Below are 14814 nucleotides of genomic sequence, written 5' to 3'. Positions count from 1 at the left end.
ACACGACACAAAAGGCTTCGAAGGCTGACCGTGAGATCTGCGTGGCTGGCAGGCGCCGTCCTGCTGGTCGCATTCGCCATCCACGCAGGCAGCCCGCATATGGTCCACCTGACGCTTGGGTTAGCGGCCTATGTGTGCGGCGCAAGCGCTGTCTTCGGGATCCTCTACATGCTGGCGGCCGCGGCGCTGACGAGGCGCTTTCTTGCACGCCCCTGCGCGGAGCCCAGTTCGTTTCCGGGCGTGACCATCATCAAGCCCTTGCATGGGAATGAACAAGCGCTGCTCGACAACCTGTCGGGATTCTGCAAGCAGGATTATGCCGGTCCCGTACAGTACCTGTTCGGCGTCCACGACAAGACGGACCCCGCGCTCGATGTGGTGGAGCGGTTGCGGCAATTGCACCCTCACGCCGAGATTGCGGTCGTGATCGATTCCCGGCTGTATGGCCCGAACCGCAAGATGAGCAATATCCTCAATATGCTGCCCGATGCGCGCCACGACATCCTGGTGTTCGCCGATAGCGACGTGGGGGTCAGTCCCGGCTACCTGCGAGGTATTGTCGGCGAGTTGCAAAATCCGGGAGTCGGCCTCGTCACCTGTCTTTATCGCGGGTTGCCGGATGCAGGTTTCTGGCCTCGACTGTCCGCCAAGGCCAGCAACTACCAGTTTCTTCCAAGCGTCGTGGTCGGCATGGCGCTTCGGCTTGCCCGCCCCTGTTTCGGACAGACCATCGCCTTGCGCCGGGCGACGCTCGAAAAAATTGGCGGCTTCTCGCAGTTCACCCATCATCTTGCCGAAGACCATGCAATTGGCGAAGCGGTGCGGCAGTTGGGAGAAAAGGTTGTTGTTCCGCCGATCATCGTGACGCATGCTTGCGTTGAGACCAGTGCGTCGCAACTGATCTCTCACGAACTGCGCTGGAGCCGTACCATTCGAACCATCGACCCGGCCGGTCACCTTGGATCGGCGCTCACGCATCCGTTTGTGTTCGCGTTGTTGGCGATCGCGTTGTCCGGGGCCGCACTGTGGACCTGGCCGCTCACGCTCGCGGCACTCCTTACGCGGCTCGCGCTGAAGCTGCAACTGGACCATGCGCTTGGCCAGGCCTCGGGGGATCTGTGGTTGTTGCCGATCTGGGATCTCGTCTGCTTCGCCATTTTCGTCAGCAGCTTTTTCTCGACGCGCGTACTCTGGAGAGGGTTCAAGTTCAAAGTCGGCCGCGATGGCCTGCTTTATCCGCTTGGGGAGAAGTGAGCATTGCGGTTTAATTTATCCATTTACATGGCATGACTAAATATCTGGGCCGTGCAATCGCCGCGCTTGGACTGATCGTCGCACTGGCGCTAGTGTGGCGCGAAGATCCGCGCTCGGTATTCGCGCTGTTGCTCACCGCGGGTCCCGGCCTTGTCCTGGCAGCCGCTGCCCATGTGCTGCCGATGCTCGCCAATGCCCGGGACTGGCAAACGCTCATCATCGGACCGCGACGCCCGAGCCTGATGTCCATGCTGCGGCTGGTCTGGATTCGCGAGTCCGTGAACAGCCTGCTTCCTGTTGCGCGGATCGGCGGCGAGATCGTCTCGTTCCGGCTGTTGACCCGCGCCGGGTTGCGGGCGTCGACTGCTGTGGCGAGCCTGGTCGTCGACATGCAGCTCACTCTGATCAGCCAGCTCGTGTTCACGCTGGTAGGCATCGTGTTCCTGCTGGGCCACGCCACACCTGGTGAACGTCAGCTTGCCGTGGATGTGCTTTGGGGGCTCGCCCTGCTCGCACCGCTCCTGACAGGCTTTGCACTGATCCAACACGTGAACCTGTTCGAAAGAGTGACCCGCATGTTCAATCGCCTGACAAGCGGCCAGATTGCGGCGCTCGCCGGTCCTTCACTACGCATCGACCAGTCGATCAAGCTGATCTGGAGAAGACACGGCGTTGTGTTGCGCTATCTGTTCATCTGGCAACCGCTGCAGTGCCTCGCCACCTCTCTCGAGATCTGGCTGGCGCTCTATTTTCTCGGTTCGCCGATCAGTTTCGCTGAAGCGGTCGTGCTTGAGTCCTTGATTCAGGCACTCAGCAGCGCCGCGTTCTTTGTACCCGGCGCGCTGGGCGTTCAGGAGGGTGGCTTCGTTCTGATCGGGGGCGCCTTGGGCCTCGATCCGTCCATGAGTCTCGCGCTCGCGGGCGCAAGGCGTTTGCGCGACCTGCTCGTCTTCGTTCCCGGACTGCTCGCATGGCAACTTGCGCTGGCGCAGAAGCACGGAGTGCCCCTCGTCGACAACTCAGGAAGCGGCGGCGACCACCAATATGCAGACCGGTAGCCGCCACGCTACTTGAACATCGGCGGTCAAACCTTGCGGGCAACGTGCCAGAAGTCGATTTTTTCCTCCAGCCGCCGACACTCGGTTTCGAGGCAATCGAGGTCTTGCGCCAGATTGCCATACGACATCCGCAGCCTCATGACCACCGGTTCCGGCACCGCCTGAAAATCCCCGAAATCGGACGCCACACAGTGGAGGAGAGAGAAGAATGTGCGCAGGTCACGCCGCGTGTCGGCAACGGCATGGTCCGCGCGTCTTGTCTGTGAAGCCGGCTCGATCTGGTCGACGAGCCGGCATGCGTGTTCGATCCGGGAGCGGTTGTAGGTCCGCTGGAAATAGCTGCTGTCGCGCTCACCGCTACACAGTGCGGCGTTTGCCTGATCGGCGAGCCCGCGGCCGATGTTGACTATGGTGACCGTCTCACGCAAGCGCTCCAGCCTGAGCATATACATCGCGCGTCGCGCGCGAATCGCCTCGAGCGCCGGTAACGCAAGACCAACGGAAACGCCGACAATATTCCCAAGCGTGCTGTAGAGCGAAGCGACCGTGCCCGTCGACGTCCCGTACGCGTAGAAACCTGCTGCAAGCGCAAAGGCCGTCATGCCGGCAGCGGGCATGAGGCGCACCCCCGTCGGTTTAGCTTTCATTGCGTTGCTCCGCGAAAACTCCGTGGCTAAAACACTTGCCTACATCATTCAAGCTCATGCAACCCTCAGGATATTGACACTCCAAGCAAGTGCCCTACGCAGAACGTGAAAGTCGCTGCAATACACCCGATAACGATTTGCCTGATCGCCGAAAACGCCGCACCGCGTCCATTGAAAAGCGACGTGAACACGCCGATCGCCGCGAGCGCCAACGCGCTTAACGCAACACACTGGACGATTGCCGCGAGTCCGGTGCTCCACAGGAACGGCATCGCCGGAAAAATTGCCCCGATGGAGAACAGGCAAAACGACACGCCGGCTGCCGACCACGGATTGCCGCCCAACTCCGCGGGATCAAGGCCGAGTTCTTCACGTGTCAGCGTGTCGAGCGCCTTGTCCTTGTCGCGCATGATCTGCGCGGCGACCCGCTTGGCTTCATCGCTATCCAGACCTTTTGCCTGATAGATGAGCGCGAGTTCGTGCCGCTCGGCATCAGGCGTGTGTTCAAGCTCGTCCGCCTCCTTCGCGATCTGGGTGCGCGCGAGTTCCCGCGCGTTCGTTACGGAAAGCCACTCGCCCAGCGCCATAGAACATGCGCCGGCGATCAGACCGGCGAAGGCTGTCAGCAGGATTGTCTTGTTGTTGGTCCCTGCTCCGGCTACTCCCATGATCAGACAAAAATTCGATACCAGGCCGTCGTTCGCCCCGAGGACAGCCGCCCGTAAATCGTTGCCCGACGAAACGCCCTTGTGCCATGACTCCGCGTCGGCAATTTCCGCGCCTTTGGACTTCTCCGGGCGTTTGCGATTCGCCACGCTTTGCACCATATCCGCGTGCCGATGCTCTTCCTCGGCCATTTGCGCGGCGTCCGGCTGTCCGGCGTATTTGTCCCTGTCCGCGTATTCGGCGGCAGCGACCGTACGCAGCACGAAATCCGGCCCGAAGACTCGCACGAGCGAGCGCATGACCCGGGTCTTGGCGCTGTACTGATGCGTTCGGACCTTGACGCCGTTCGCCCGAAGTTTCTCTCGCCACACTTGCGCGTGCTCGAACTCGGACGCAGCGAGTTCCGCATAAATGGCCTTCTTCGAACCATCTTGCTCGACGTTCGCCAGCGTTTCGTAAAGCGCCGCGCTGTCGAGTTCGTCGGCCAGGTTCGACCTGAATCTTTTTAGCTCCGTCTTCGATGCCAAAGGATTGCCCTCCTCGATGGATTACGGAAAATTTCTCAGTAAATCCTAACGGATCGGGCGTACTTGCTGGTTAAAGACCTTTAAGGTCTGCGTAATTGAGAATAGCAATGGTTTGTACGACGGGTGGCGGGGGCTTGGGGACTCTTCTGAGGCAGGGATAGACACCGCGCGTATGCCCTATAGCCGTTCTTTGAGTGAAGCTTATGCCAGCATGCTTAGACAATAATTAGGCGGGCCTTTCAGTGCGCAGACAATACGGTTGGGGGGCGTTCGCACTCGGGGGGGTTAATACGGGGGTGCCAGGTTCAGGGGTTAGCGGTTGGGGTCAGTGCTGGGGTGCCAGGTTCTTGCGGTAGCGGTCGGGGTCAATGCTGGGTTGCTAGGTTCGTGCGTTAGCGGTCGGGGTCGTTGCCGGGTTGCTGCTTTCAGGGTTAGCGGTCTGCGTGAGTGAGCTATTTTCTTTAGCACTATTAGCCACTGCGCGTGGCGGCGCGTCATTTCTTTGTCCAAAGCGACAAAGAAACGAAGCAAAGAAAACGCTTTCAAAACGCGGGCTCGTAAGTTGACCTAGCGTGCACTTTGTGCGTTTTTGGCACCCCAAAAGCACGGTGCTCGCAAGAGCGACGGATGTTTGAAACCCTCCTTCTCGCGAATTCTTACACGCACACGCTTCGCCCCGTACGCTCTCGGGCAAGCACGATTGCCAAGGAATTCGTACCGCCTCACGCGCCCTTCGCGGCTCCATTTTTTGTAGGTTGGTTGTGTTGTCAGCGCTGCTATCTTCTTGGAAACAAAGCCCACCCCTTGAGTTTCTGACAGATCAGCTGCGTGGTCTGCCCGAATGTATCCGGGGACCGCATCACGGCTGGACGCATATTGATTGCTTTATTTTTTGGTAGGCGTTTGCATAGCCCACACGCAATTTCCGCCGGCTATGGCCTCGCACATTTTGGCAAACTCGTTTCGTGGTGGGTTGCCCATGTAGTTCGGCATGCGTACAAATTTGGTGGATGGTTTTTCGCGGATAGCGCGGGGTGCTCCTTGGGCAGGTTCAGTCACTGGTGGCGAAGCGTGTGGGTATCGGTGTTCGGAGAAGGAGGGTTTCACACATCCGTCGCTCTGGCGAGCACCGTGCTTTTGGGGTGCCAAAAACATAAAAACTGCACGCTAGGTCAACTTACGAGCCCTCGTTTTGAAAGCGCTTTCTTTGCTTCGTTTCTTTGTCGCTTTGGACAAAGAAATGACGCGCCGCCACGCGCAGTGGCTAATAGTGGTAAAGAAATGAGCCAACTCAAGCAGACCGCTAAGGCCGAAAGCAGCAACCCGGCATAGACCCCGACCGCTAACGCAGGAACCTGGCACCCCAGCACTGACCCCAACCCCTACCCCCAAAACCTCCCCCCAACCCCAAGTGCGAACGAAACCTACAAATCTCCAGGCACCCCATACGACGGCGCCTGCTCAGGGCGTTTCGCACGCGTCGCGTAGTCGTTCATCTGCGGCTCATAGCGCTGCCAAAGCGCACGCAAATCAGCGATGGGTTCATCGGACCAGTCCACCCGCAACTCCGCAAGCGGCCAGACATCCCGCCCGTATACGCAGAAACCCGCTGAATGCACGGGCCCCGCCTCACCGCCTGCCGCCGCGCCGGCTTCCAGCGCCAGAATCAAACGCTCGGCAAGTGAACTCGCATTAGACGCGTCGAAGGCATCAGCCATTGCAACCGGAATGCCATCATGCGCCAGCAAATTCCCCGCCGCGATGCAATCACGCCCCGCCTTCGTCGCGATAGTGCCAAGCCCTTTCGCACCGGTCACCGCGTCTCGCGAACCGTCGGCGTCCAATACCGCAAGCTGTCGCCACTCGGCGTAGGGCCGTGCGTCCTGCAACTGCCTCAGGGTACTCTGCGCCCCAAACCCCTGCGCCAGCAATTGAAGCCCAAGCACGCCAAGACGCGGATCGGTCACGTTCTGGCTCAACACCACGCCGTGCGGACTCGCCCACAAGCAACGGCTAGGCACCGCAATGCTCGAACTGCACACGATACCGCCAACCATGCCTGTCCGCTCACATCGGCCAGCCAGTGAAAAGGTCATAGAAAGACTCCGCTCAACTGTTTGGAATGACGGCGATCGCGTCGATCTCGACCAGCCACTCGGGCCGCGCGAGCGCTGAAATCACGACCCCGGTGGAAGCCGGATACACGCCCTTCAACCACTTGCCCATCACCGTATAGACTGCCTCGCGATATCGGACATCGACGAGATAGACCGTGATCTTGCAGATATCCTCAAGCTTGCTGCCGGCTTCGTCCAGCAGCATCGCGATGTTCGCCATGGCTTTTTCGGTCTGGGCGGCAACGTCGCCTACCCCCACGGATTCGCGCGTATCCAGATCCTGGCCTATCTGGCCGCGCAAGTACACCGTGCCGTTCGCGACCACCGCCTGGCACAAGTCATTGTTCAGTTTCTGCTCGGGATAAGTTTCGCGAGTGTTGAATTTGCGGATGCGGGTATGGCTCATGGACACCTCATACTACGCGCTTGAGCCGCGGCTCTGCGCTGGATTGAACAACACGGTCCGACAGGTTCGCGGCCTTCTTCACAAAACCAAGCGTACTGTCGAAATCAAAGTTGCGGTACACAGCACCCAAGTGCGCGAACGGTGGCGATTGGGCAAACAACTGGAACGTCAGCCGATGTCCGGCGTAGTCGGAATTCAGCAAATCGCGGGCGAACGCCAGCAGCTTGCGGCGGTCATCGGAGACCCAGTTTTCATTGACGGTGTAGTACTTGTCGAGCCAGTCGCTGATCTCGGGATTCGCAAACGACGCCGCATCCGGCGTCACGCAAATCTGCCCGCCGCACAACTCGCGAGCAAGATGCATCATCTCGTGAAGCCGCGAACAGGCTTGCACGCGGCCGGTATAAAGCAGCGACTGGTTGGGCATCATCAGCCCCGCCGGACTACGCTCACCGCATGCAATGGACGCAGTCAAATGCGCGTTGATGGTCTCTCGGTACACCGCGAGAGTAGACAGCTTCTCCTGCACGGCCTGCTGCTTTTCCAGCCCCGTCTGACGCGCATTGAACAACGCGGCGCCAATCATCAGGTCGGCCAGACGCAGGTTGCGCTGAACGAACGCGAACGCGCTATAGCGATGCAGCGTGGCGCGAATAAACGTAGCGGCCTTCGTGTGCTGATAGAACAGCACGTCTTCCCACGGGATCAGGACGTTGTCGAAGATCAGCAGCGTGTCGATTTCATCACAGCGGTTGGAAAGCGGATAGTCGTCCGCATTCGCCCGGCCCGCGAAGCCCGTGCGGCAGATAAACTTGAGCCCCGGCGCAGACATGTTGACGATGAACCCGACTGCATAGTCAGAAAGTTTCGCGTCACCCCAATTGGCGATAGTCGGCTTGACGAACGCCTGGTTCGCATACGCAGCCGCCGTCTCATACTTGGCGCCGCGCACCACAATGCCGGCATCGGTTTCTTTCACTACATGCAGCAGCATGTCGGGGTCCTGCTCCTGAGGCGGCTTCGAACGATCGCCCTTCGGGTCCGTGTTCGCGGACACATGGAACGGGTCTTCATGCAAGGTGCGATGAATGTGGCGCTCGATGTTCTCCGCAAACCGCGGGTCCACTTCGTTGAGCACATCCTTGCCGTCATACAGCGACCACATCTCGCCGATGGTTTCATCTCCCACCCGCGTAGCGATTCCGCCAACATCGTCGAGCACGGTATCCACCGCCAGCCGCTTGTCGTGCCAATCCTGCTGCGTGTACGGCAGCTTCAGGCCAATGGCGTTGCGCTCGCCCGTGGTTTCATCGACGTAGCTCATCGCGCCCTGCGTCGCTTTCTCGTGCGCCATGTCGTAAATGCGCGCGCGGATATCGACGATAGGTTTGAACATGGGATGCGTGGTCACGTCGTTCACGCGTTCGCCGTTGATCCAGACTTGCCGTCCGTCACGAATGGAATCGCGATACTGCTCGCCGGTTCTGATCATTTACTGTGCCTCGGTCCGTTAGGAATATCGTGCGGGAAAGGGGTCAAGCCCATGGGCGCCTGACTGTCCGAGCGTCTAAAAAGCCAGGAACTGGCCATAGTCGCGCTTGCAGTAAAGCAAGGGCATGTGCGTCACCGGCGCGCGAGTAACGGCCACCACTTCGCCGAAAAACACCGTATGCGTGCCAATAACCTGCTGGGCCACTACACGGCATTCGAGCGCAGCCACCGCACCATCGATAAGCGGTACGCCCAGCGAACCAGCCGTATGCGTGCAGCAGGAAAAGTCGAAGGGCTTGGCCGTTGCCGAGCGGCCGGCGAAGGTATCCGCTATACCGCGCTGCGCCACGTTGAGCAGGTTCACCGCGAACACGCCGTTTTCTGCGACCGCCGCATTCGCCGGGCTTCGCGTGTTGATGCAGACCAGCAACGTGGGCGGGTCCGCGCACACTGAACTGCACGCACTGACCGTCACGCCGAAACGCTGGTCGCCGGCGCCGGTCGTCACCACGTGAACCGAGGTGGAGTTCGACGCCATGGAATCCAGAAACGCAGCGCGCAAGGCGTCTCCTTCGCTGGCTGCACCATGGTCACCTTCCGCTACGCATTCCATTGAACCGCTGTCTCGTTGCATGTCGTCCCCCTCGCGTTTGCACTGGCCTTTCGCAAAATCTACGCTCGGGTGACGCATCCGAAAAACATATTTCAAAAATGCAAATCATCGCTTTTGCCTATGCAAGCTTATTTATGTCCACGCACAATAACTACTAGAAAAGACCACGGGGCCGATTATGGAACCTGCGCAATTACGCTATTCGCTGCGTCAGTTAAGGTACTTCGTCGTCACGGCGGAAGTCTTGTCGTTCACCGCCGCAGCCAAGCTGCTGCATATCTCCCAGCCGTCCATCTCCACGGCGCTGGCGGACCTGGAGGTGTCGTTCGGTGTCCAGCTATTTATCCGCCATCACGCAAGCGGGTTATCCCTGACGCAAGCGGGCCGCGACATGCTCGGGCGTGCACGCGACCTGCTCAAGAACGCGGAGGACTTGCAGACGGCCGCCAAGGAAATGGACGGCGGCATGTCCGGCGCCATCACGCTCGGCTGCCTTGTCTCGCTCGCGCCGCCGCTCATGCCCGCAATGATGAGCCGCTTCCTGGCCGACCATGCGGGCATTGCGTTTCGCACGCTCGAGGCGCATCAGGAGGATTTGCTGCGGGGCCTGCACGACGGTTCACTCGATATAGCGCTTACTTACAACCTCGACCTGACTGACGACATCGCCTTCACGCCGCTGCTCTCGCTGCCACCCTATGTGATCCTGCCCAGGACGCACCGGCTGGCACGCGCGCGCAGCGTCGCACTGGCCGACCTGCGCGACGAGCCCTACGTCATGCTCGACCTGCCGCACAGCCGCGAATACTTCGCCGGACTCTTCAACGCGGTCGGCGACCGGCCAATCGCCGCGTTCAAGTCGTCCCAGCCTGAAGTTGTCCGCGGCATGGTAGCGAACGGCCTGGGCTACAGCATTCTCAACTTCCCGCTCAAATCAAGCCGCACCGTTGACGGTGAAGACTTTGTCATCAAGCAGTTCAAGGACGAGGTAAAAGCGACTACGCTTGGCATTGCCCAGTCCAGAAGCATGAAACTCCGGCAAGTCGTCCAGCATTTCGCCGCGTTCTGTGAAGCGGAAATCAGGCGCCAGCACAGCGGTTGAGCGCACGGGAACGTGTACATCGAGACACCCCGCTAGATAGGAAAAAGCTTGGTTCTACATGCAAAAACAATATTTTGGCTGGTAATTTGACTTGATAGATTGATGTCCATGCAGCGAGCAACCAGCGGCCCAGATGCAGCGGGTTGCGACATTCACTGAGTGGGACAGGGAGGCGCGATGGGTTCTTCAACGGCATCCTCGGCGGTAACGTCGACAGCGGCGTCGACAGCCTCCGGCGCTGGCCAGGAAATCGTCCGCCAGTTGCAGGTCAACTGCGAACGCCCGTTCAGCGATGCACGCTCGATGCCGCCCGCCGTCTACACATCACCCGATTTCCTGGCGCTGGAACAGGAACGCATTTTTCGCCGCGAATGGCTGTGCGTCGGCCGTGCGAGTGCGCTTGGCGGAGCGGGCGACTATCTCACAGCGGATATCGACGGACAGCCGATCGTCGTCCTGCGCGACGAGCATCTGGAACTGAAGGCTTTCTCCAATGTGTGCCTGCATCGGATGTCGGTGTTGCTCGAAGGGCGCGGCAACACCAGGCGCATCGTGTGTCCCTATCACGCATGGAATTACACGCTCGACGGCAAGCTCCACGGCGCCCCCATGATGGAGCGTCAAAGCGGATTTTGTAAGGAAAGCTATCGATTACCCACGGTGCGATGCGAAGCATGGCAAGGCTGGATCTACGTCACGCTCGACGCGGATGCGCCGCCGGTTTCGGAGCAGCTTGCCGGCCTCACGGACCTGATTGCCGACTATGGCATGACCGATTACAAGGAAACGTTCTACGAAGAGCACGTGTGGGATACGAACTGGAAAATCCTCGCCGAAAACTTCATGGAGAGTTACCACCTGCCCATGCTGCATCGGGCGACTGTCGGGCCGCATTCGCGCCTCGACGAAATGGAATGCCCAGCCGGCCACGATGCGTTCAACTACCACTGGATCACCAAGGAAGCTTCCCTGCCAATTGGTCAGGCGCATCCGGAAAACCAGCGTCTTCAAGGGCACTGGCGCAAGACGACCGCGCTGATCGCGATCTACCCGACCCATCTTGTCACGCTGACGCCGGGCTATTTCTGGTATCTCGTGCTGCAGCCGCTGGGCACGAGCCGCGTTCATATCCGCTTCGGCGGCGGGCTGGCGCCTGAGTTCATCGCGGATCCAAAGGCCGCGCAATACATGGCGTCGCTCAAAGAGTTGCTGGATGCGGTCAACGAGGAAGACCGGCGTGGCGTGCAGGCTGTGTTCCGCGGCGTGCAAGCGCCGCTTGCAAAACCCGGCCATCTCAGTCACCTCGAACGGCCGAACTACGACTTCGCGCGTTATCTCGCGAAGCAGCTTGCCTGAAACACGACTTAAAGCGCACGACGCAACACGCAACGCAACACCGATCTGAAACCCGGAGCCCACGACACGATGTCAACCCACTCCTTCATCTCCTTCGCGGGCGTGAGCAAGACGTATGACGGCGTTCATTACGTCGTGGAAGGGCTCGATCTCGACGTCGCGAAAGGCGAATTCGTCTCGCTGCTCGGACCGTCCGGTTCCGGCAAGACAACCACGTTGATGATGCTTGCCGGCTTCGAATCCGCGACGCAGGGAGAGATCCGCCTGAACGGGAAACGCCTCGACGATAAACCGCCGCATCAGCGCGACATCGGCATGGTGTTCCAGAACTACGCACTCTTCCCTCACCTCACGATCGAACAGAACGTCGCGTTTCCGTTGTCGGTAAGAGGTATCGGCAAAGCAGAACAAAAGGCGCGCGTGAAGCGGGCGCTGGAGATGGTCGAGTTGCCGCAACTGGCTTCCCGCCGGCCGTCGCAGTTGTCCGGCGGACAGCAGCAGCGTGTCGCCCTCGCCCGTGCGCTTGTGTTCGAGCCGAGCGTGGTGCTGATGGACGAACCGCTCGGCGCACTCGACAAGCGTCTGCGCGAAACCATGCAATACGAAATCATGCGGCTGCATCGCGAATTGGGATTGACGGTGGTGTATGTGACGCATGACCAGGCGGAGGCGTTGACCATGTCGGACCGGGTCGCCGTGTTCTCCGACGGCCGCATCCAGCAGGCGGCCACCCCCACCGAACTTTATGAAAACGCGCACAACGCGTTCGTGGCGAATTTCGTCGGCGAGAACAACGGCCTGACGGGTCGTGTGCTCGATCAAGACACAAGCTGGGCGACGCTGGAACTGCCGGGCGGCGCGGTCATTCGCGGCCGCTGCGGGCGGGGCCTGCGCAACGGCGAGGAAGCGATGCTGGCGCTGCGCCCCGAGCGCGCGCACATAGCGTCCGCTGACGCCGGGCAGAACGCTGCGGACACCAATGTGGTGAGCGCGCGCGTGGAAGAACTCGTGTATTGCGGCGATCATCACCGCGTTCACTTGAAACTCGGGGAGCTTGGTCATGGCGATAACCTCATCGTCAAAGTCCCGAATACGCAGCACCACGATCTTCCGTCACTCGGCAGTGCAACCGCCGTGGCATGGCGCCACGATGATTGCAAGATCCTCGCAACGGCCGCTGCAGTTACCCGCGGCCCTGCTCCGTCCATCACCGCAGGAGTCCACTAACATGAAAGCAACACTCGTTCGAACCGGTCTGACGGGCATCGCCGGACTCACCGTTGCAGCAGCCAGCTTGTTTTGCGCGACCGCGCATGCAGCCGATACCATCTCGGTCGTGACCTTCGGCGGCGCTTACGAGGCCGCGGCGAAGAAAGCGTTCTTCGAACCGTTCACGGCAGCGACCGGCATCGGCTTCTCGACGGAATCGTACGACGGCGGCCTCGCCAAGCTGTCCGCCATGGAACAGGCCAAGAACCCGACCTGGGACTTGATCGACCTTGAATCCAACGACGCCATCACCGGTTGCGACGAAGGCTTGTTGCGCAAGATCGACCGCAAGTCGCTCGGCAACACCAGCGCTTTCATCCCCGGTTCGATCATGGATTGCGCGGTAGCCGCCATGGTCTGGTCGACGGTGTACGCCTACGACACAACCAAGCTCAAGACCCCGCCGACCACGATCAACGACTTCTTCGACCTGACGAAATACCCTGGCAAACGCGGCTTGCGCAAGTCGCCGAAGGTGACGCTCGAATGGGCGTTGCTCGCCGATGGCGTGAAAACGACTGATGTGTACAAGGTGCTCGGCACGCCCGCCGGCGTCGACCGCGCGTTCAAGAAACTCGACACGATCAAGCCGAGCATCGTCTGGTGGGAAGCCGGCGCGCAGCCGCCGCAATTGCTCTCCGACGGCGCGGTGGTCATGACGCAAGTCTATAACGGGCGTATTGACGACGCGGTGCACAAGGACCACAAGCCATTCGTGTCAGTGTGGGACGGCCAGGTCTATGACTTCGAATGGTGGGGCATTCCCATGGGCGCGAAGAACGGCGACGCAGCGGCCAAGTTCATCGCATCCGCCTCGACCGCACAAAGCTACGCAGACCTGACGAAGTACATTGCTTACGCGCCGCCACGCAAGGATGCGATTCCGTTGATTGCCAAGGATCGCCTGAACGACTTGCCGACGGCTCCCGCGAACTTCAAGCATGCGCTGCAGATCAACGCGAGCTTCTGGGCGGATAACGCCGACCAGATCAACAAGCGCTTCCAGGTCTGGCTGACACAGTAAGGCGACCCGTGACCGTGACAGTGACCAGCAATCTGCAGGAACCGGCTGAGCGCGAACCCTCCACGGGGTTCGGGGCCGACGGCCGCGCGGCGTACGCCAGGACGCGTCGCCGGGCGTCGGTCCAGGCGCTCCTGCTTGCGCTGCCGCTGCTGTTGTTCCTGCTCGCCACCTTCATTGCGCCGATCGCGATCCTGCTTTCTCGCAGTGTCGAGAATCGCGAAGTGCCGGTGAATCTGCCGGCACTGTCACAGGCGCTCAAGGCGTGGAACGGCGAAGGTGTGCCCGACGAGCATACCTTTGCCATCCTGGCGGCCGATATGCGCCGGGCGTCTGCGGAAGGACAATTGGGAACCGTGGCGCGGCGGCTGAATTTCTATTTGCCGGAGTTTCGCAGCTTGTTGATGCGGACCGCGCGACAGTTGCCCGAGACTGCGCCACCCGCCTGGAAACCGGCATTGATCGAACTCGATCCGCGCTGGGGTACGCATGACATCTGGCGCATCCTGAAGCGCTCCGCTGTCTCGCCTACGCCTGATTATCTGTTGGGCGCTGTGGACGCCACCGTCACGCCTGAAGGGTCGATCGCGTCCCTGCCCGCTGAGAGCTCGGTGTTCGTCAGCGCGTTTGCGCGCACCGTGTGGATCAGTGCATCGGTCACGCTGTTGTGCCTCGTGATGGGTTATCCGGTCGCGTATCTGCTCGCCACCTTGCCGGCCGCCAAAAGCAATCGCCTGATGCTGCTGGTGATCGTGCCGTTCTGGACGTCGCTGCTCGTGCGCACGACCGCGTGGTACGTCCTCTTGCAACCGAGCGGCGTCATCAACAGCATGCTCGTGGGGCTGGGTCTCGTGAGCCATCCCCTGCCGCTCTTGTTCAATCGAACCGGCGTGCTGATCGGCATGACGCATATTCTCCTGCCCTACATGATCCTCGCGATCTATTCGGTCATGAAGAGCGTGTCGCCGGTCTACATGCGCGCAGCGCAATCGCTCGGCGCGCATCCGGTCACGGCGTTCATCCGCATCTATGTGCCGCAGACTTTGCCGGGTGTCGGCGCAGGCTGTTTCCTCGTGTTCGTGCTCGCGCTGGGTTACTACATCACGCCTGCGTTGCTGGGGGGAGCCGGCGACGAAATGATCAGCCAGTTGATTGCGACGCAGACGAACGAACAGCTTAACTGGGGGCTTGCCGGCGCGTTGTCGGCGTATCTGGTGATCTTCACGGCCGTGTTCTATTTTGTGTTCAACCGGCTTGTCGGCATCGACCGGCTGCGCTTCGGCTAAG

At 60.4% G+C, this 14814-nt stretch carries 13 protein-coding genes; 7 read left to right on the top strand and 6 right to left on the bottom strand.

The window, feature by feature from the left end:
• The first annotated feature begins 99 nt into the window (after positions 1 to 99).
• Positions 100 to 1254, top strand: coding sequence for a bacteriohopanetetrol glucosamine biosynthesis glycosyltransferase HpnI (hpnI, locus tag ACSOSP_RS28800; protein WP_455313702.1), 1155 nt, complete (start codon positions 100 to 102; stop codon positions 1252 to 1254).
• 32 nt (positions 1255 to 1286) lie between these two features.
• On the top strand, positions 1287 to 2312 hold the full coding sequence (locus tag ACSOSP_RS28795; RefSeq protein ID WP_455311852.1) for a lysylphosphatidylglycerol synthase domain-containing protein: 1026 nt from the start codon (positions 1287 to 1289) through the stop codon (positions 2310 to 2312).
• Positions 2313 to 2338: 26 nt separating this feature from the next.
• On the opposite strand, the gene ACSOSP_RS28790 is transcribed toward ACSOSP_RS28795, so the two are convergent.
• The 6 genes from ACSOSP_RS28790 to ACSOSP_RS28765 all read right to left on the bottom strand — a co-directional run bounded on the left by ACSOSP_RS28790 (position 2339) and on the right by ACSOSP_RS28765 (position 8800).
• On the bottom strand, positions 2339 to 2959 hold the full coding sequence (locus ACSOSP_RS28790) for a hypothetical protein (RefSeq protein ID WP_455311851.1): 621 nt from the start codon (positions 2957 to 2959) through the stop codon (positions 2339 to 2341).
• Positions 2960 to 3024: 65 nt separating this feature from the next.
• Positions 3025 to 4152 (bottom strand): VIT1/CCC1 transporter family protein, encoded by a 1128-nt coding sequence (locus ACSOSP_RS28785; protein ID WP_455311850.1) that lies wholly within the window; start codon positions 4150 to 4152, stop codon positions 3025 to 3027.
• Positions 4153 to 5576: 1424 nt separating this feature from the next.
• Complete coding sequence (locus tag ACSOSP_RS28780; protein WP_455311848.1) at positions 5577 to 6248, bottom strand: DUF1028 domain-containing protein; 672 nt, start codon at positions 6246 to 6248, stop codon at positions 5577 to 5579.
• 13 nt (positions 6249 to 6261) lie between these two features.
• Complete coding sequence (locus ACSOSP_RS28775; RefSeq protein WP_455311846.1) at positions 6262 to 6675, bottom strand: RidA family protein; 414 nt, start codon at positions 6673 to 6675, stop codon at positions 6262 to 6264.
• Between the two features lie 7 nt (positions 6676 to 6682).
• Positions 6683 to 8167, bottom strand: coding sequence for a 4-hydroxyphenylacetate 3-hydroxylase family protein (locus ACSOSP_RS28770; RefSeq protein ID WP_455311845.1), 1485 nt, complete (start codon positions 8165 to 8167; stop codon positions 6683 to 6685).
• 75 nt (positions 8168 to 8242) lie between these two features.
• A complete protein-coding gene (locus ACSOSP_RS28765; RefSeq protein ID WP_455311843.1) occupies positions 8243 to 8800 on the bottom strand; it encodes a flavin reductase family protein in 558 nt (185 codons plus the stop codon).
• 157 nt (positions 8801 to 8957) lie between these two features.
• On the opposite strand from ACSOSP_RS28765, the gene ACSOSP_RS28760 reads away from it, so the two are divergent.
• The 5 genes from ACSOSP_RS28760 (at position 8958) to ACSOSP_RS28740 (ending at position 14813) form a co-directional block, all read left to right on the top strand.
• Positions 8958 to 9881, top strand: a complete 924-nt coding sequence (locus ACSOSP_RS28760; RefSeq protein WP_455311842.1) for a LysR family transcriptional regulator — start codon at positions 8958 to 8960, stop codon at positions 9879 to 9881.
• 177 nt (positions 9882 to 10058) lie between these two features.
• Complete coding sequence (locus ACSOSP_RS28755; RefSeq protein ID WP_455311841.1) at positions 10059 to 11237, top strand: aromatic ring-hydroxylating oxygenase subunit alpha; 1179 nt, start codon at positions 10059 to 10061, stop codon at positions 11235 to 11237.
• Positions 11238 to 11306: 69 nt separating this feature from the next.
• The gene (locus ACSOSP_RS28750; RefSeq protein WP_455311839.1) at positions 11307 to 12464 is read left to right on the top strand and encodes an ABC transporter ATP-binding protein; all 1158 of its coding nucleotides are present in this window, start codon (positions 11307 to 11309) and stop codon (positions 12462 to 12464) included.
• Between the two features lies 1 nt (position 12465).
• The gene (locus ACSOSP_RS28745) at positions 12466 to 13530 is read left to right on the top strand and encodes an ABC transporter substrate-binding protein (RefSeq protein ID WP_455311838.1); all 1065 of its coding nucleotides are present in this window, start codon (positions 12466 to 12468) and stop codon (positions 13528 to 13530) included.
• 20 nt (positions 13531 to 13550) lie between these two features.
• Positions 13551 to 14813, top strand: coding sequence for an ABC transporter permease (locus ACSOSP_RS28740; RefSeq protein WP_455313701.1), 1263 nt, complete (start codon positions 13551 to 13553; stop codon positions 14811 to 14813).
• Position 14814 lies beyond the last annotated feature (1 nt).

It is taken from the genome of Caballeronia sp. KNU42 (assembly GCF_053760385.1).
The sequence above is the reverse complement of the archived record's forward strand: the minus strand, read 5'-3'. Positions and strand labels throughout refer to the sequence as shown.